General features: G+C 51.7%; 24 protein-coding genes. 14 read left to right on the forward strand and 10 right to left on the reverse strand.

The window, feature by feature from the left end; genetic code table 11:
• Positions 1–20 precede the first annotated feature (20 nt).
• On the forward strand, positions 21–323 hold the full coding sequence (locus JMJ16_RS56750; protein WP_374228987.1) for a hypothetical protein: 303 nt from the start codon (positions 21–23) through the stop codon (positions 321–323).
• 183 nt (positions 324–506) lie between these two features.
• Here JMJ16_RS56750 and JMJ16_RS06925 read toward each other — a convergent pair whose 3' ends face one another.
• The 5 genes from JMJ16_RS06925 to JMJ16_RS53710 all read right to left on the reverse strand — a co-directional run bounded on the left by JMJ16_RS06925 (position 507) and on the right by JMJ16_RS53710 (position 2887).
• Positions 507–929, reverse strand: a complete 423-nt coding sequence (locus JMJ16_RS06925; RefSeq protein ID WP_201379590.1) for a DUF302 domain-containing protein — start codon at positions 927–929, stop codon at positions 507–509.
• A gap of 128 nt (positions 930–1057) precedes the next feature.
• On the reverse strand, positions 1058–1288 hold the full coding sequence (locus tag JMJ16_RS06930) for a hypothetical protein (protein ID WP_201379592.1): 231 nt from the start codon (positions 1286–1288) through the stop codon (positions 1058–1060).
• Positions 1263–1607, reverse strand: coding sequence for a hypothetical protein (locus tag JMJ16_RS06935; protein ID WP_201379594.1), 345 nt, complete (start codon positions 1605–1607; stop codon positions 1263–1265). The genes JMJ16_RS06930 and JMJ16_RS06935 overlap by 26 nt, the downstream gene beginning before the upstream one ends.
• Positions 1608–2019: 412 nt before the next feature.
• Positions 2020–2517 carry an IS5 family transposase gene (locus JMJ16_RS53705; protein ID WP_236601241.1) on the reverse strand — a complete coding sequence of 166 codons (498 nt, stop codon included), beginning with the start codon at positions 2515–2517 and terminating at the stop codon, positions 2020–2022.
• The gene (locus tag JMJ16_RS53710) at positions 2462–2887 is read right to left on the reverse strand and encodes a transposase (protein ID WP_236601243.1); all 426 of its coding nucleotides are present in this window, start codon (positions 2885–2887) and stop codon (positions 2462–2464) included. Before JMJ16_RS53710 ends, JMJ16_RS53705 begins: the two co-directional genes overlap by 56 nt.
• 228 nt (positions 2888–3115) lie before the next feature.
• Here JMJ16_RS53710 and JMJ16_RS06945 point away from each other — a divergent pair, with 228 nt between their 5' ends.
• The 10 genes from JMJ16_RS06945 (at position 3116) to JMJ16_RS06985 (ending at position 9399) form a co-directional block, all read left to right on the forward strand.
• A complete protein-coding gene (locus tag JMJ16_RS06945; protein WP_255553201.1) occupies positions 3116–3697 on the forward strand; it encodes a transposase in 582 nt (193 codons plus the stop codon).
• A gap of 77 nt (positions 3698–3774) precedes the next feature.
• Positions 3775–4002: a hypothetical protein gene (locus tag JMJ16_RS06950; RefSeq protein WP_201379598.1), complete on the forward strand. Its 228-nt coding sequence runs from the start codon at positions 3775–3777 to the stop codon at positions 4000–4002.
• 636 nt (positions 4003–4638) lie between these two features.
• Complete coding sequence (locus tag JMJ16_RS53715) at positions 4639–4866, forward strand: ATP-binding cassette domain-containing protein (protein WP_236601244.1); 228 nt, start codon at positions 4639–4641, stop codon at positions 4864–4866.
• A complete protein-coding gene (locus JMJ16_RS06960) occupies positions 4863–5378 on the forward strand; it encodes a putative immunity protein (protein ID WP_201379608.1) in 516 nt (171 codons plus the stop codon). The genes JMJ16_RS53715 and JMJ16_RS06960 overlap by 4 nt, the downstream gene beginning before the upstream one ends.
• 292 nt (positions 5379–5670) lie before the next feature.
• Positions 5671–6465 (forward strand): NAD(P)/FAD-dependent oxidoreductase, encoded by a 795-nt coding sequence (locus JMJ16_RS06965; RefSeq protein WP_201379610.1) that lies wholly within the window; start codon positions 5671–5673, stop codon positions 6463–6465.
• Between the two features lie 22 nt (positions 6466–6487).
• A complete protein-coding gene (locus tag JMJ16_RS55900; protein WP_255553168.1) occupies positions 6488–6622 on the forward strand; it encodes a hypothetical protein in 135 nt (44 codons plus the stop codon).
• Between the two features lie 83 nt (positions 6623–6705).
• Positions 6706–6933 carry an integrase core domain-containing protein gene (locus JMJ16_RS56755; RefSeq protein WP_201379612.1) on the forward strand — a complete coding sequence of 76 codons (228 nt, stop codon included), beginning with the start codon at positions 6706–6708 and terminating at the stop codon, positions 6931–6933.
• 40 nt (positions 6934–6973) lie between these two features.
• Complete coding sequence (locus JMJ16_RS06975) at positions 6974–7477, forward strand: transposase (RefSeq protein WP_201379614.1); 504 nt, start codon at positions 6974–6976, stop codon at positions 7475–7477.
• Between the two features lie 24 nt (positions 7478–7501).
• A complete protein-coding gene (locus JMJ16_RS06980) occupies positions 7502–8638 on the forward strand; it encodes an ISAs1 family transposase (RefSeq protein ID WP_201379616.1) in 1137 nt (378 codons plus the stop codon).
• 593 nt (positions 8639–9231) lie between these two features.
• A complete protein-coding gene (locus JMJ16_RS06985) occupies positions 9232–9399 on the forward strand; it encodes a hypothetical protein (protein ID WP_201377924.1) in 168 nt (55 codons plus the stop codon).
• 368 nt (positions 9400–9767) lie between these two features.
• Here JMJ16_RS06985 and JMJ16_RS06990 read toward each other — a convergent pair whose 3' ends face one another.
• Positions 9768–10160, reverse strand: coding sequence for a helix-turn-helix domain-containing protein (locus tag JMJ16_RS06990; protein ID WP_201379618.1), 393 nt, complete (start codon positions 10158–10160; stop codon positions 9768–9770).
• Between JMJ16_RS06990 and JMJ16_RS06995 the strand changes: the two genes are divergently transcribed.
• Both JMJ16_RS06995 and JMJ16_RS07000 read left to right on the forward strand, forming a co-directional pair.
• The gene (locus JMJ16_RS06995; protein WP_201379620.1) at positions 10135–10437 is read left to right on the forward strand and encodes a hypothetical protein; all 303 of its coding nucleotides are present in this window, start codon (positions 10135–10137) and stop codon (positions 10435–10437) included. The two genes, JMJ16_RS06990 and JMJ16_RS06995, sit on opposite strands and share 26 nt — an antisense overlap.
• Positions 10438–10554: 117 nt before the next feature.
• On the forward strand, positions 10555–10758 hold the full coding sequence (locus JMJ16_RS07000; protein ID WP_201379622.1) for a hypothetical protein: 204 nt from the start codon (positions 10555–10557) through the stop codon (positions 10756–10758).
• A gap of 302 nt (positions 10759–11060) precedes the next feature.
• Here the strand turns inward: JMJ16_RS07000 and JMJ16_RS07005 are convergent, their stop codons facing one another.
• The 4 genes from JMJ16_RS07005 to JMJ16_RS07020 all read right to left on the reverse strand — a co-directional run bounded on the left by JMJ16_RS07005 (position 11061) and on the right by JMJ16_RS07020 (position 15611).
• Positions 11061–11780: a hypothetical protein gene (locus tag JMJ16_RS07005; RefSeq protein WP_201379624.1), complete on the reverse strand. Its 720-nt coding sequence runs from the start codon at positions 11778–11780 to the stop codon at positions 11061–11063.
• 202 nt (positions 11781–11982) lie between these two features.
• Positions 11983–12510 (reverse strand): YceI family protein, encoded by a 528-nt coding sequence (locus tag JMJ16_RS07010; protein ID WP_201379626.1) that lies wholly within the window; start codon positions 12508–12510, stop codon positions 11983–11985.
• Between the two features lie 115 nt (positions 12511–12625).
• On the reverse strand, positions 12626–13591 hold the full coding sequence (locus JMJ16_RS07015; protein WP_236601245.1) for a 3-oxoacyl-ACP synthase III family protein: 966 nt from the start codon (positions 13589–13591) through the stop codon (positions 12626–12628).
• A 217-nt stretch (positions 13592–13808) separates the two neighbouring features.
• Positions 13809–15611 (reverse strand): thiamine pyrophosphate-binding protein, encoded by a 1803-nt coding sequence (locus JMJ16_RS07020; protein WP_236601246.1) that lies wholly within the window; start codon positions 15609–15611, stop codon positions 13809–13811.
• Positions 15612–16338: 727 nt separating this feature from the next.
• Here JMJ16_RS07020 and JMJ16_RS07025 point away from each other — a divergent pair.
• Entirely contained in the window at positions 16339–16884 is a 546-nt protein-coding gene (locus tag JMJ16_RS07025; RefSeq protein ID WP_236601247.1) for a hypothetical protein, read from the forward strand.
• Positions 16885–16899: the final 15 nt, after the last annotated feature.

The following is a 16899-nucleotide window of genomic DNA, read 5'->3' on the forward strand; positions in this document are numbered from 1 at the left end:
TACATGCCCCTCTTCCAGACATCGGTGTAGAACTTCAAAACGTCCTGGATGCGCTTTTACCAAACCCCGCGTTTGTGACGAACGAGCGGCTCGATATTATTGGCTGGACTCGGACTGCCTCGCGGATTTTTGCGGATTATGCCTCTTTGCCAGCTTGGGAACGCAATCTGGCCTGGCTTATTTTCACTGATCCAGAGCAACGAAAGATCTATGTTCAACGGCCAGCAAGCTTACCCAACTTGCGAACAGTCCGAGACAACCCCATCAAGAAGACGAGAGAACATCTCAGCCATGATTACCAGAAGCCTTCTGAAAGAAAATGATGTCTGTCTGGCCTTGGCTGACCTACCTTCCGCCATCATTCTAAGCGGCTGGGTACTGGGAGCTTGATCCAAGCACCCTCGCAACGATCCGACAAGGATGGTGATTTCACCGATGGTTTCGCCGACGTGTCAGCCCAGACCGAGTAGATGCCCATTTCGCGTCTTTCGTCCCTCCCAGCATGGTTACTCGGTAAGCGCTTGCTCAATCACGGCGTCACTGACGGCCAGCTTTCCGGCCAATTCCTGCGAGAGAGCGTAGCGCTCTCTCAGGTAGTCCGCACGGGTCGTACTCACCCAGACCTGTTGTTCATCAGTTTTCTGCCAGACAAGGACTTTGAGCGGCAGATCAAGCGCGAGAAGCGGGGACGCAATCATGAGTGGAGTGCCCCCTTGCGGATTGCCAAAGATCAGGACATGGGCCTCTTGCATCGTGAGGCCAATCCGTTGCGCTTCTCCACTGTGGTCAATTTGGGCAAAGATGGTCAAATTCCGCTGACGCATCGCTTCCTGAAGGCGTTCCAGGGTCTTCTCGACCGAAAACGGACTGGGTCTGGTCACAATACCCTCGACCGAGGGCGGCGTTCCTGGTTGTCTTAGATCGTGCATGTTTTTCGCCTTTCTCCTATCCTGGTTAAGAAGAGCTTTTCTTCCCGCCTCTTCATTCCACCTCCCTGCCAACGTATCATCGCAGGCGATCGCGCAATCAAACAGCAGATGGTGCGATCCGATTGTTTTTAAACCGTCTTGCAAAGCTTTGGCAGGGCCTCATACGTTGTAACCGTGGCGAAACCATAGATGAAATGGAACAGGAAGTCTGAGAGCCATCCCGAGGCTCCCCATGTTTTCGGATCGCTCACCTTGAGTTTCACCAGTGGAATATCACTTGCCGCCATCGAGGCCAGACCAACCAATGTGCTGGCAAGAGGAATCGATATCTCATCACGATGACTTCGTGACCGAAGCAAGCCATAGACCACTCCTATTGATATAGCCTAACAAAGCACCGAGTCCGCTTTCCCGGTTCTGAACTGTTGAATCCTGAGCATCATTTCCTTGCGATGAAAGTGATAGATGCAGCATGGTCGCCAGAACATCCACCATCTTGGCAGGGGTATTACTTGAAGGGCGCCCACGAAGAGCCATGTCAGCGTAGCCTGCAATGTCAAGTACCACCGTTCCCATTGCTCCAGCAAGAAGACCTTGCAAGACAGGATGTCCGCATGCTGTTTCTCCTTTCTGTCTTGTCTTGGCAGGGCTGTGGAAAGTCTGTTTCTTGCTTGCCAATGCATATAACAGTTTCCTTATCTATAAGGACACACGTTTTTCAGAGAAATTGTGTAGCAGGACAACTATTATTTAGCTGAGTGGCAAACTGGCCTTGAGCGAGCACAGCGAAAGCCCAACTAGGACAGCAAAACAGATCCGCGGAAACACGCTTGAACATGTGCAGACTCCTTGCGGAGCTAAATTCGTACTCGAGGCCAGTTTGCCATTCAGCGTTTTTTAGAGGAGAACTACCAGCAACATCTCTCCCTCTTTTTATCGTCTTGTTTCCCAAATGCCGAGAAAGTTCGTCTTGATGACGGTAGGCTTCCATAACTCAGGACTTAGAGAACATATTGGGAGGATATTTATGAGTTGTTGGAGAAAAAGGAGATAGGGATCGCAATCTAAGAGTGTGTCTTAAGACGAATAATTAGTATCGGGAAGGAGCCAAACGGGTCAATAAAAGACGAATGGAAGCCACCTGGATGAAGGCCTCGCTGCTTGAAGGCAACCCCTCGTAATCGCGAGCGAGTCGTCGGTAGCGGATAAGCCAGCCAAAGGTTCGTTCCACGATCCAGCGCTTGCGCTGAACCTGGAAGCCTCCCTTTGGTTTGCGAATCTCGACCGGCTGCCCATTGATGAGCGCCCACTCGGTATGCACCTCACGCTCTTGCTGGGGAACGATTTCGATCTCCCATCCAAGATGGTGTTGGAGCCATTGCTCAAAGGGTTCCCCGTCATAGCCATGATCGGCGAACAGATGCGAGAGACGAGGGAACTGGTTGGCGAGCCCTTCTAACAAGAGGCGAGCGCCAGTCACATCGGCGATGTTGGCTGCAAGGACCATGACAGCCAAGATGAAGCCCTGAGTGTCAACAAGGAGGTGCCTTTTGCGTCCCCAGATTTTTTTTCCCGCCATCATAGCCACGCCCGATGCCTGGGACTGGACTGGTCTTGCTCGATTGGCTGTCGATGATACCGGCGCTAGGTTCTTCCTCTCGCCCCATCGAGCCACGCACCTGGCGGCGTAAGGCATGCATCGCTTTTTCCCAGGTCCCATCCCGTTGCCAGCAACGGAAATAATGAAACACCGTTTTGCCATTGGGCAGGTCGTGAGGCATTTGTCGCCAAGAACAGCCTGTCCGCAGGACATACAGAATGCCATTGACGATTTCTCGTCTGGGAATCACTTCCTGGGTTGCGTTGGGGGATGGTGGTGGGATGAAGGGTGCCAACAGGTCCCATTGTGCATCGGTAAGATCCGATGGATAGCGCTTTCTGTTGATGCTCTCATTCATCAGCTTCGACTCCTTCTTGCTCAGTTTGGCGTTCCTTTATTGTCTCCTTTCAGTTTACTCCTGGCTCTCTGAGCCTCTTAAGACATACTCTAAAAAGGTTTTGGAGAAAAGGGAAGAAGAGGCTGAAGCGATGGGATTTCACTTCAGCCTCTTCTTCCCTTTTCTCTTGATGAATTCTTCATCTTCTAGGGGCAGGACAGTTTTCTTTTGTTTTTGGCTTCCACTGAATTGGGGCAACTCCAAGCAGAGAAGAAGCTCAAGAAGCTACAAGAGTCCTTGTCTCGCAAGAAGCGCGGCAGTCATCGCAGAGCGAAGGCAGTGAAGCGCGTGGCAAAGGCTCATCGTAAGGTTCGCAATCAGCGTGCCGACTTCGCTCACAAAGCCTCAAGAAAGCTCGTCAATCGCTATCAAGTGATCGTGCTTGAGGATCTCACCATGGCCAATCTGGTGAAACAGCCCAAGCCGAAGCAGGACGAAGAGACAGGACAGTATTTGCCTAATGGGGCGGCAGTCAAAGCGGGATTAAACAAATCAATAGCCGACGCTGGTTGGAGTCAATTTGTGGGAATGTGTACGTACAAGGCAGCATGGGCCGGGCGTACTCTCGTACAAGTTGATCCTAAGTACACCAGCCAGATTTGCCCGAATTGCGGGAATGTACGCAAGAAGACGCTAGAAGAGCGGTGGCATTCTTGTATGTGTGGGTGTGAACTGGATCGGGATACGGCCTCAGCGAAGGTCGTCCTCGGTATCAGACGAAAACAGCTTTCGGTCGGGACACTGCTTGTACATAAGGTTGTCTCCTCCTGACTGGTCTGACACGACGGCAGTTGGATGGCATGCACCTGCATCCACGAAGAGACAACCATTTTTCGCTGAAGGCACGTATGAAACAGAGATCCACACTTCTCGAAGAAAAATATCCTCGTTCGGAACACACTCCCCTCTCTGTCGGACCAGGAAAATGGGGAGCAACGGTCATTTCTGAAGTAACGAACCCACTTCTTGTTGCCCTGCCCACATTTCTCATTGTCGCTCTCGCAACGGCACCGGACGTCCTCCACGCGCTCCTCTGGTGGGGCATCGCCGTACTCGGTGTCCGTAGATTGGATTAAAGCAGCAGGCCGCATGGTCGAGAACGAGAAACTGTTGCGGGTACCGCTGTAATTGCTCAAAATGTCGAATGCGATTGGCGGTGCGTCGATACCCGTAAATTGGCGAGATGGGAGTGGCCTCCTTTATGGCCTCGTAGAGCGTTGGGTCAGGAAGACTACGCGCGAATGTGAGGAATTCTTCCTCTCTGGTTGAGGGGGTACCCAACGCTCATTCCAGCAGCCCTAGCAAGACTCAATAGTGCGTCAAGTGGTGCCAAGCCCCACGTAAAACTCTCAAGTTTAGGCTTGAGGCTTTTTGCGATACACTCCTCGTTTTCTCACAGAACTCCAAGTATATAGAGCAGGCTCAGATCCATTCCTGTCCATATGCAAGCGCTTTTCTCTCTTTCTACCCTCTATTCTTGCATCAGTGTTATACAGTAGAGACGTGATCCAGAAAAAGCCCGGCCAGCCTGGATCGGAGATGCATACAGTCGAATGCTCGACCTGTCGAAGCCTGGAGAAGTGAGAACACTCTCCAGGCTCCCATGCTCTCGAGAACCGGAGACGAGAGCATGGGGCAAAAACGAAAAGCGAAAACAGTATTACCGTAAAGAAGCTGGCCAAGTCATTTGGGAAAGTCAAGGCGGTCGCGGTGTGTCCTTTGAAGTCAAGAAGGGAGAGATATTTGGACTTCTCAGGCCAAACGGAGCCGGTAAAACGACGACCCTGAAAATGATGGAAGGCCTCCGCAAGAGTGATAGTGGGACTAGTATTGTGGCTGATGTCAATGTTGGTGAGGCGACGCGCAAGGTCAAATCTCATATCGGCGTCCAGCTACAGTCCTCTTCTTTTTTTGATAATTTGAAAGGGGTGCAGCCGTGATCCTCCCGAAAGACCGCGACCCTCGTTTCATCACCATCCGCCGCGGGGGGACGCTCACAGACTCCGACCATCAGCTACTCGCCCTGTGGGCCGCAACGTGTGTGGAACACGTCCTGCACCTGTTCGAGTCGGCGCAACCTTCAGACCTGCGGCCTCGCCAAGCGATCGCGCAGGCTCGGGCATGGGCGCGAGGCGAGATCAGGATGTCTCAGTCCCGCGCGGCGGGTGGTCATGCCATGGCTGCGGCAAGAGAGTTGAGCGGAGCCGCTCGGTACGCCGCATATGCTGCCGGCCAGGCGGCGGTGGTGGCGCATGTCGCCGCACACGAGCTCGGTGCTGCGGCCTACGCCATCAAGGCAGCGCGTGCAGCTGCTCCTGAAGGCGAGGGTGAGAGCTCCGGGCGGCTCGAGTGCCGATGGCAGCGCGACCAGCTCCCTGATGCGATCCGCGAGCTGGTCCTGGATGATCAGCGGTTGCGAAACGACATCTGCTGGTCGGTGTTCGACTGCTGATCAACTTTCAAGAAGCATATTGCTTGCCTAAACGTTTGAGCATAAGTCGAGTCATCGCAAGAAAGATCCAGTTTCTGACGGTTTTACCAAACCGTTCAAAATCCTTTGCCAGTCTGAAGCTAGGAACCCACCCCGAAATGGAGCGATTCGCGATTTTGAACAAATCGATGTCTTCCGAGGCCAGGGGTATCGAATTTCTCTCAACGCGGATGGGAGCCATGCCTTACGTGACTGCCTGCCGGAGAATCTCTTTCACCTCTGTGTGGCGACTTCCATCAAGTCAGCCACACGAATGGTCTTCCTCAACCATCAGTTGAACCAGAAGTTTGCCAAGCCCATTCCACCTCTCCTCGCTGACTCGTTCTTTGGGGTACACAGGCTCACGCTTCGTGAAATTCTCCTGGCTGACCTCGAAGACACCATGCATTTCGGCAAAACATTTGAACGGTTCGAGCAGTCGGATGACGAGAAGATTCGTGCGTTCTTTACTGACGGGACCTCTGCCACTGGGGATCTCCTCGTTGATGCCGACGGGACGCATTCCGTGGTTCGCGATCTCATCGCGCCGGATGCCCAGATTGACACGCTCGATTACGCCATCTACGGCAAGACTCCCATCCGGTCTGACATGCTGGAATGGATTCCTGAAATACTTGTCGACGGTTTCGTCCGTATCGTCGGCCCTAAGGAAACTGGCATGGGATTGGCGACATGCAGGCAGGTGGAAGCGGCGGCCTCGGCTAGAGCTTCGTTCGCCTCGACGCTGCACCTTACGGAAGTGCCGGGTTACTTCTCGTGGACGCTCTCGCTTCCTGAGGCATTTCGGAACGCGGATGGGCCAACGCTGCACCAGTTGGCGCGCAACATCGTGAAGGAATGGCACCCCGCGCTGCGGCGGCTCATCGACGAGGCCGACATCCCTGCTACCTTTCCTATGAGTATCACCTCGGCGCGACCCGTCAAACCGTGGCATACACCGAACGTGACGCTTCTGGGCGACGCCATTCACACGATGTCTCCAGGCCATGGTGAGGGTGCCAACACCGCTCTGCGGGATGCCGCGCTCCTACAACCACACCCTGGTTGAGGCCGAGGCGCTGGGGATACCGTTGGTTCAAGCAAAAGTGTACTACGAAACGACCATGCTGCACTATGGATTTGAAGCCGTTGCCAACTCCCTGGAACACCCGTTTGCAGCCTCCACCAATCGGGGGAAGCAGACCAGACAAACTGAGATGGACTGATCCGCCTGTTCGCTCAGATCAATCAACATCTGGTGCCTTTCTGGGAGGGATCTTGATTGCTCTTTGAGAGAGGCAACAGGCTATTGAACCAACGTTTCTCTCATAGACATTTTCGGGACAGAGCGGATCAGGTTGGCACATTCAAGCTTGCCGTCGCTGAACGCTATCGGTATCAGAGTCTCGGAGCGTTTCTCCACGTGGCGGAAACGTGGATTAATTTTTATAACCAACAGCGTCCTCACGAGGGCTTGGGCAATCTTTCTCCACAGCAAATTGCTGAGCAATTGGCACTGGAGAGAGTCGGTAAGTAGTGGTCGCGTCTTGAGTGGTCGGGGCAGGAGCCTACAGATCTTGTGCGATCAACTGCAACACACGCAAGCCAATCTGAGCCAGCTCGAACAGGAACTGGAGGAGCTCATTACCACCGATCCAGGAACCAGAGGGCTCCAGCAGATGCCGGAATTGGGCCCCAAAATGATTGCGGTGTTACGGGCGGAACTGGGGGCGGTGGATCGCTTTGCCTGCACGGATCAAGCCGTCGCTTACGCGGGCATGGATATCAAGATCAAGGAGAGTGGCCTATGGAAAGGCAAGGCTAAGCTCTCTAAGCGAGGTAGTGGATTGTTGCGTCAGATGCTTTACTTAGCCGCTCTCCGCAGCATTTCCCTGCAAGGCTCTGCCTTTGGTGCGTATCACCAGCATTTGGTTGCGCGTGGACTCGAGAAGATGTCCGCGCTCATGGCAGTCATGCGCAAAATGGTGGTTGTGGCAACCCATCTGATGCAAACGGCAGGGCAATCGCATCTAAATAAGCTCAGCAACAATAAAGGAAAGGAAGAGGAGGTGATAAAATAAGCCAAAAAAGCGGGAGGCTATGAGATGGAGGAGAATGGCCGACGAGATCTTGAACGTCTGTTTGCGCAAGTAGAAGACCCTCGGGTGGAGCGAACCAAACTGCATCGATTACGGGATATCATCATCCTGGCGATCTGTGGAGTCTTATGTGGAGCAGAAGGCTGGGTTGAGATCGAGGAATTTGGGAACGCCAAAAAGGCCTTTTTTACGGATTTGCTCGACTTGCCCAATGGGATCCCGTCTCACGATACGTTCGGGCGTGTGTTTGCGCTCATTGATCCCAAACAGTTTGAAGCCAGCTTCATCCGATGGGTGCAAGGGATCAGCCAAACAGTCAACGGAGTGATCGCGATTGATGGCAAAACGCTGCGCCGCTCGCATGATCAGGCAGGAGGCAAAAAAGCGCTGCATCTGGTCAGTGCCTGGGCGGTCGAAAATCGTCTGGTGTTGGCTCAACTCGCGACGGAAGGGAAGTCCAACGAGATTACCGCCATCCCGCTGCTCTTAGAGCAACTGGCGCTCAAAGGCTGCATTGTGACCATTGATGCGATGGGGACGCAAACGAAGATTGCCGAGCGGATTATTGAGCAAGACGGCGACTACGCCCTGGCTCTCAAAGACAATCACGGGAACCTCTTTGACGAGGTGAAAGCGACGTTTGCTCTCGCGGAAAAAGACGGCTTTGCCAGCCCGTACTGGGAGTTGGATCGACAGGTGGAGAAAGGTCACGGTCGATTGGAAATTCGCGAACAGTGGACCCTGAGTGATCCGGAAATCCTGGCGTATCTCGACCCGCAACACCAGTGGAAAGGCTTGCGAGGCATTGGGGTCGTTCGGGCGCAACGGCGCATGAAACAGAAGACCACAAAAGAAACGCGCTACTTCTTGCTCAGTTTTTCGTCAGTCAACACCTTTGCCACTGCGGTCAGAAGCCACTGGGGCATTGAAAACAGCCTGCATTGGGTCCTCGATATCGCCTTTCGGGAAGATGAATCGCGCGTCAGGCTCGGTCATGCCGACGAAAATCTCGCGGTACTCCGCCATATCAGCTTGAATTTGTTGCGTCAGGAACGCTCTTCCCGTGTTGGCATCCATGCCAAACGTCTCAAATCCGGATGGGACAATCAGTATCTTTTGCGCGTTCTGGATGGGGTTAACTAGATGCGATTGCCCTGATGCAAACGGGGAGGACTACGATCCTGGCAAAGTCTGGGTGGAGGCGACGAGCTCGTCGCCTCCACCCAGCTTGGGATCACGCTCAGGTTGGCTGCGCCGTCCAGGGTAGCTGAGAGGGAGCTTGGTGTCTTTCCGAGCTCAGCTTACCACAGGGAACTGACCAGAGGATTGACAAATCTTATGGCTTCTTGTGAAGTCCCTCCAAAAAGATGTGGGAAAAGACAGGCCTCAAGGCAGGGGTTTTACGCTCGGTCTGATAGCTCTACCTATTGACATATACACTTACTTTTTGTAATATGAAAACAAATAGTTCGTTTATGAGTTAGTAAAGTGGTTGGATGTAAAGTAAGAGGAAGGGCAGATTCTCACCCAACCTGGAGAAAATGGGTAGATTGACCCATGCCCCCGGCAAAATATCGATATATGCTCATATTGGCTGGCAAGGTAGAGGATGTGCCTGAGCGATGATAATTTGTTTATGTCCATTCCGCATCTCATGCCGGTACATATTGTCTGTATTGCCAAGGAAAAGTCTCCTTGATGGAGAGGAATTTTAAGTGACAGCGAGGGAGAAGATCATGACTATAGAACAATTACAAACAATTATTTCCTATCTAGAACTGATCAATCTTGGAGATGCTATCAGCTACTTTGACGAAGAGGGATTGATTGAAGCCGCATTACCAGTCAAGGAAAAAGTCTCCCAGGTTGCTTCTACGGATTCATTACTTCTTTGTGCCTGCTGACCCGCACGCGGAAGAAGTATTTGGGTCTGGAAGGTCTTAGGTCTTCTAGGCCCCAAACGCCTTCCCCCCTCGCAGTGCCGACGCAAAGACATACTATACCAGAATGCAGACCCTTTCCAGTATATGAAACAGGCTTGACCCTTGGGTCAGAGATAGAGCAAGACCTCGCTTTGCCCACATCTTTCATTTGAACCAGATCGACCCACGGGATGCGCAACGAGATGCGCAGAAGCTCACAAAAGCAAGAGGAATATTTTCACAGAAGAGAAAAAGAGACTGTAGACTCTCTGATGGAGAGAACATGATTCTATCACCGATGACCTAAAATGGGGCCTTGATGAGGAAGAGAGCAAGAAGCGTAGCCCTTTCTATCTCTGTTGCACGATTGAGGCGACCTGCTCCTGAACAGAAATATGCTGTGTCTGATTATGCTCAGTGCGAGCCTGCTCCATTTCATTCAAATGCTCTTCTGCCCACTGACGTAAAGCTCCAATCGGTTCGATCAATGTCCTGCCTAGTGGGGTAAGGGAATATTCTACATGAGGCGGAACCACTGGATAGACAACGCGCTGGACCAGCCCATGGTACTCCAGATCACGCAGCGTTTGCGTCAACATTTTTTTTGAGACGCCATCAATCTGAGAGCACAACTGGCTAAAGCGCTTGGTGCCACTCTCCAAGGCATAGATGACTAACGCTGTCCACTGATCGCCGATCAGTTTGAGGACTGCTCGCGTGGTACAGGTTGAAAAAGAGATCATTGGCGATGCTTGCTTCTTTATGGTCGGTCATACAGCTCTGCGCATCCTGCGTTTCGGCGATGTGCTGCTGGGCAAGCGCATCTTGATTACAGGGGCCGCAGGTGGCGTTGGTCGTTTTGCTGTTCAACTGGTGGCCAGAGAGGGGGCAGAAGTCACAGGTGTGGTTGGTCGTCCCAAGCGGGCAGAGGGGCTGCGTGAGCTTGGAGCAAGTGAGGTGATCACACAGATTGAACAGGCACAGGGTCTCTTTGACGTGATCTTAGAATCAGCAGGATGAGCTTCGTTAACCAAAGCGCTTCATCTGGTAGCTCCTCACGGGACGATTGTCGTTTTCGGCAACTCTTCAGGGGAAGACACGCCTTTCAATCTCTATCATCTGTTTGGGCACGAAGGCATGCGCCTGCAAACGTTCTTCTCATACAATCCAGGCACGACCACCACCCTGAGTGCCGATCTCACCTCTCTGGTGACCCTTGTCGCAGCAGGGAAACTGACGGCACCAATTGGATTAGAAACCAGTTGGCACGAACTCATCCCTACACTAACAGATCTACAAGATCGACAGATCCAGGGAAAAGCAGTCTTCCATGTGAGTTGAGTGAACAATCCAGGTCGAGCCATCCTTTGGGGAGCGGTACACCCACGAGAGGCGCAACGAGTTTGCATAGCTGATCCAGAGAGACTGGCGGAGCCATGAAAAAGGTGTCTCCTGAAAGAGAAGAAAGCTCAAATTTTTTCTCACAAGGAGGCACCTTTTCAGTATGACGCTTTCGACTGTCATCGTCCAGACGACACCAGAATCGCTGCCGTCCATCCCAGGCTGTTCTGTTTTACGTATGAGAGTAGAACTCAGTAAGGGGATAGACAAGATCTCTGAGATGTTTCCCGCACTTCGTACACTCAAGCTGCGCATTGAGCTAAGGCGGTAATATCTTTCAGCTTGAAACAATCATACAGGCGGAGTTCCTTGAGATGGGTGAAGTGCTCAAAGCCTGTCAGTGTTTTGAAGAAAGCCATCGGCTTCTTATACAAAGCCATGCTGGATTGCTGCTGGAGAGGAAGGATCACCCGACGAGCATACGCTTCCTGGTCGAAATATCGCCAACCATCTTGAAGTTCAAGAAAGGAACTTGCATGAACGCCGTGACGGACAACGTCAGCAAGTGCATCGAGAGCCTCTTCTCCCCCAATGAGAATCAGTGTTCGCAGACAGAGGATCTCACTCTGCCAACTGGGGATCTCAGTCGGCGAAAAGGGAGGACGAGAATCGTCGAGGAGGAAGTCCATCAGAGGCTGAATAGCGAGGCTTCCTGCTTGAGCCAGGTCCCTTGCCTCCTTGATTGAATGTGGAGGGATTAGCCTCTGAAGGCGCTCGGCACAAGCGGTTTGCAAAGCGGTTGAGGGGAGAGAAACAAACTGGAGGCAAGCACAGGCGAGCAAATGCAATGGGGCGCATCGTTGCGGATCTTGGTCTCCTCTTCGGAGGAGTTCTTGAAGAATTTGCGTGCCCTCTTCAGAGGGGAGTTGAGGGATGATGCGCAGCACTTCGCTGCGACCTGGCTCTTTGTGAGCATTGCCTACGAGATCAATCAAATTCATGACTTCTTTTGCGGCGGTCACCGTATGCTCCTTGTACAATGAGATAGCGTTTTCACCCTATTCTCTCTCAAGTACAGAGAAATGGAAATCCCTCTAAGAATTCGCTTCCCAGTTGATCTGCTCCCTCTCGCTCTCGCGAGATCATTGCCTTCATGCCATCAATTTCGATCTGGATTGATCACTAGCTCGCTCTCTGTAAAAAAGACAGAGGGGAAGTTCTCGATTATGGCTTCTTGACAGCTTCTATGCAGAGCTCAATGCGCGTGTCGTAGCCAACAAGGGAGATGCCCATATCCAAGACCTGGTTGAAGTGCATACCAAACATGCGCCGGTCGATGGTACCAATTGAAAGGAGGCCAAGTCGCCAACCATCGCTAAAGGGATCGCGTGCGTAGCCATTGAAATCTGTTTGAAAACTAACAGTATGCGTAATGCCACACATAGTCAGGTTCCCAGTGATAACACAGCTTTTGGAGGCAATACGCCTGACACGCGTACTCTCAAAGGTAATAGTAGGATATCGTTCCACATCAAAGAAATCAGCCGAGCGCAGGTGTAAATCTCTCTGCTCAATACCCGTTGAGAGACTGGCCGTGTTGACCGATGCCTTGACCCAAGAATTTTCCGGTTGTTGGGTATCCAGATAAATACTTCCTTGTACCTCGTTAAAGCGTCCTTTGACGACATTAATCATCAGGTGTTTCACGGAAAATTCAACGAGCGTATTATACGGATCAATGTCCCAGTACATAGAGATACTCCTACAAAGGTGGCAAAACTCCACAAAGCGTAGATACGTGCGTGAGAGAGGAGAGATCGCCCCCCTTCTTCTTACTTCGTCTCTTCAGCCTGGATATGTCACATGTTTAGCGGTTGTGTCGCTTTAAAAGCAGTGCCGTTTGATGATAGCCCACACCTACCGCCGCGAACACCAGGTAGTCGGTCGCGATATTCAAATAATGGTAGGCAAGGGTGACAGGATAGGAGGCCAACGTCAGGTTCCCAAACGGTGCCAGGGTGTCCAGATATTGTTTGGGCTGAAGACGCTCTGCCCAGTGATCCATCAAAACTCGCGATGCTTGATGGGTAATGAGGGCGATGTTCGCCCCCGTCAACCCATGTTTGTTGAGTAAGCTCTGAACCATCGTGGGTATCCCTTCCATTGCAGATACCTGGAAGGAGTAAATCCCTGTATCCTCCGTGATCTTGTACGTCGCACGTTGGGTATCACGCGATTGCATCGTCATCGCACCATATTGAACACTCAACGTTTGCGTTGCGTAGTCGATCAGCTCAAAATCTGCCTCTGGCCCAACAACTGCAGCACCCGCACCATCGCCAATACTGAGCGCGTGCCCTTGCGTATAATCCATATAGTGTGTCCAGTTGGTTCCGCAGGCGATCAATGCGTACTTGCTCCGTCCTGCTGTGATGGCAGTGCATGCTTCAAGCACGCCAAGCAAAAAGGTGCTAAATTCGTTATTCATTGGTACAACTAGAGTGTGCTCGGGAAGTTGGACACCTTTATGCACTAGATAGAGGCTATTGGGCGTATAAAACTCTGGTACGGACGCATATCCATAGAGCCGATCAATCTCTTCTGGAATCACTTGCGCTCGCTGGAGCGCTAACTGAGACGCTTCGACCATCAGTGGTTCAATCCGCTCACCTTGAGCTAGGTATCGCCTTTCTTTCATGCCAGTAAAGAGGTCCTTTTCAGCGATCCCCTGGGCGTTTGCAACTGTGATAACCTGATGAAAAATAGGATCGTCATTGCCGCGAACATTCGGCGGAACGCTAAAGCCACACCCTTTGATTCCTATACGATTCAAGTTTTTCTTTGGCTGACTAACCATATGTTTCAGTAGCTGCTGCATGCTTGTTCTTCATTCTCTTAATTTGCTCTTCTAAATATTGGATGCCATTGATGCAAACACCAAAAATCGCGCAGATTTCACCTTATTTACTACACGGACCGCGAACCCGATTAATCGGGTTCGCGGCTACAGGTACCTTCTATCTGAGAAGGGAGTTGTCACTCTGCTGTGCCTACGCTTGTTTTCCAAAGAAGGCGGTCAGTGTATCCGCACGTTGTTGCAACGAACGCGGGACTTCTTCAAGATCAACCATGGCTTCAATGACACAAGGCACCTGTGCCTCAAGCGCGTGGCGCAGGGCACCTTCAAACTCGGCGAGATTCATAGCTTTGAAAGCATCTATACCTAAACCCCAGGCTATGGCACTCACATCCAATGGGTTGCCAAACGTCGTCAGATACGATTGCCCATTGAGCAATTTCTCGCCGTTATACACCATCCCATGCCCCCCATTGTTGAGTATCACCCAGATGATTGGCAATTGATATTCCGCAGCCGTATGGATCTCCATACCGTGCATGCCAAAGGCCCCATCACCAAGCAGGGCAACAACCGGGCGCCTGGGAGCCGCGACCTTGCCACCAATGGCTGCGGCTACAGAGTAGCCCATCGATGCCGTATTGGTCGCGAAAAACACCGTTCCAGGTTGGCGTGCTTCATAAAATTGACCCGCCCACGAGAGGCAGTTGCCATTGTCAACAAAAAGCAACGTCTCGTCGGGCAGAACCTCATTCATTTTCGAGACTACCGCTTGAGGCTTGAGAATGGGAGCCCCTTTCTGGAGCATTTCGGCATTGTAGTAACGAGGGGTCTCTGTCCGCATGTGTTCCAATATGTTCTCTGTCGGATGCGGTCTTTCCTGGGGGAGCAGAGCCAGTACACCAAGTGCCTTCGCAAGCGCTTTGAGGATTGCCTTCGCATCACCAATCACGCTCTGATCAACAGGATAAATATTGCCGATCGTCAATGGGTCAAGGTCAATCTGGATAATGGTACGGTGAGGGGGCGCTAACCTTTTATCCCACCCGTTGGTTTGAAATTCCCCCAGGCTCGTGCCAATGATCACCAGAACGTCGACCTCTTCAGAGCACAAATATGCTTCCGCCAGGGGATGACCGCCGAAACCAAAAACTCCGAGCGAGAGCGCATGCCGCTCCGGGAAGGCACTTTTCCCTTTCAAGGTCGTGGCGACAGGAATCTGTAGCATTTCTGCCACGAGTTGGAGAGGAGACCATGCGCCTGAAAGATTAATGCCATGCCCAACGAACAAGGCAGGCCTTTTGGCCGCATACAAGGTAGCGGCTACATCTTGGATCGCCGCTGGATCGCCTGAGGGAAGTGTATGAGAGAAAAATTTTGTTACAGGGAGCCCATCATCGGGGGCGGATTGCTTGACCACATCGGCAGGAAGATTGAGATGCACCGCGCCAGGCCGCCCGGTCAAAGCAGCACGAACCATGCGGCGGATCATATGCTGCATCTGTTGGCTATTCTGGAGCATGAGCGATAATTTGCTAGCTGTGCGATAGGCATCAACGATATCGATGGTCCGGTTCCCGCTGCTACTGTCTTGCAGCCCGCCTTTGCCAAAGGCGCTTGTCGCGACCTGACCGGTGAGCGCCAACACGGGAATAGAATCACTCGTTGCGCTGGTGATGCCCGTCAGCAAATTCGTCGCACCAGGACCACTGGTTCCGCAACAGACACCCAATCCACGGCGCACACGTGCATATCCCTCGGCCATAAATGCAGCCCCTTCCTCATGTTTGGCTAAAATGGGTTGGATACGCTGCCGTTGGGCCAGGGCCTCAAAGAGAGGCACGAGGGGGCCACCTGGAACCCCAAAGATATGGGTAACGCCGATTTCCTCTAACGCCTGTAGCAAGACGTGGATGGCAGAGGATTCCAGCATGGCAGGTGTGGTTAGTGGCTCTGTCACGGTAGATGCTTCCTGCATTTCCTGTATCTCATGCATTATTAAAAATACTCCTTTCACATGCTATGTCTAAAAGCAGTGGGGCACGAGGAGAAGATCTCTCAGCGAATCTCAGCCAAAGGCCTGGGATGTTGTTGCAATGCACAGGGAAGAACACGGCAATCCATGCCTTTCTGCCTGGAGAAGAGACCATATCTAGAAAAAATGTTCCTTTCTCCATAAAAGTGGAAGTGTTCACACCTTATTTGTATATATCACTTAATTTATATATTGTCTAGTTACCTTCCCATGATAGCGCAAAAATGCTATAAAGCGGGTGCAATTATGCATCAGTAATACTAAAAACTCAACCATTTATATGAGAGTATTTTGCTATGACTCCAAACAGTCAGCATTATCTTGATTAGCGTTCAATACTGCGTAAAGTTACAAATTATATCAAGAGCAAATCCGGCTAAAGTGGCTTATGGAGCCAAACAAGCTGGAATCATTTTTGCGTCTTCCGAAACAAATGAAGTCTAGTGATGAGACGGCGACAGAGCATCCATCTTCAATTTAATAGATTTCTACGTTTGAATGTGTTACATTTAACCTGAGTCGTATGGGATAGAGCTTCTCTCGGCTCTGGCAGGCCCTTGTCGTCTTCACTCGCTGTGAAGAGTGATGGTCTCCGTGAAACGGAGACCAAACGCGCCATACGCGCTCTATGAAAGATCGTGGAGAGAAGGGAATGTCAGTATTTTCAGCAATGGGTAAGAGGCGCGGCATGAGTAAAGATCATTTCGATGCGAGCCTTGGCTTGGCCTTTAGTCTCAAAGTATTTGAGCGATACCGGAAAAATGGCCTGTTGCAGGCCGAGATTTATCATATACCTGGCATTCGTGGTCGCTGTATGGGATATATACAGCTCGTTGAAGGGAAGGTCACCTCTTGTTACGTTGAGGTGAGGAGCGGGGAACGCCAACCGATGGAACTCAATACCCTAATCACAGTCGATACTGAGAAGGGGCCATTTGAGTGGAAGCTGATACCTCTTCCAGCACCACCTTCACCAACACCACCAACATCACGATTAGACTCTTCTCCTCGTCTCGGGCATAGCACTCCTGTCCCCAGAATCGTTGCGCCGCTCGATGTGACAACATTACATGGCTGGACAGATCAGCACAAGCTGATGTTAAGGACAGTGTATAGAGCAATCGATGGGCAACGAAGCATTGAGGAGATAAAGAGAGAGATGCCACTGCGACCAGAGGTCACGGAGGAAGCGCTTCGTGTACTTTTAGCCCTCAATGTCATCACTACAACCTAAGCTTTATCAAGGAAG

It is taken from the genome of Ktedonobacter sp. SOSP1-52 (genome assembly GCF_016587395.1).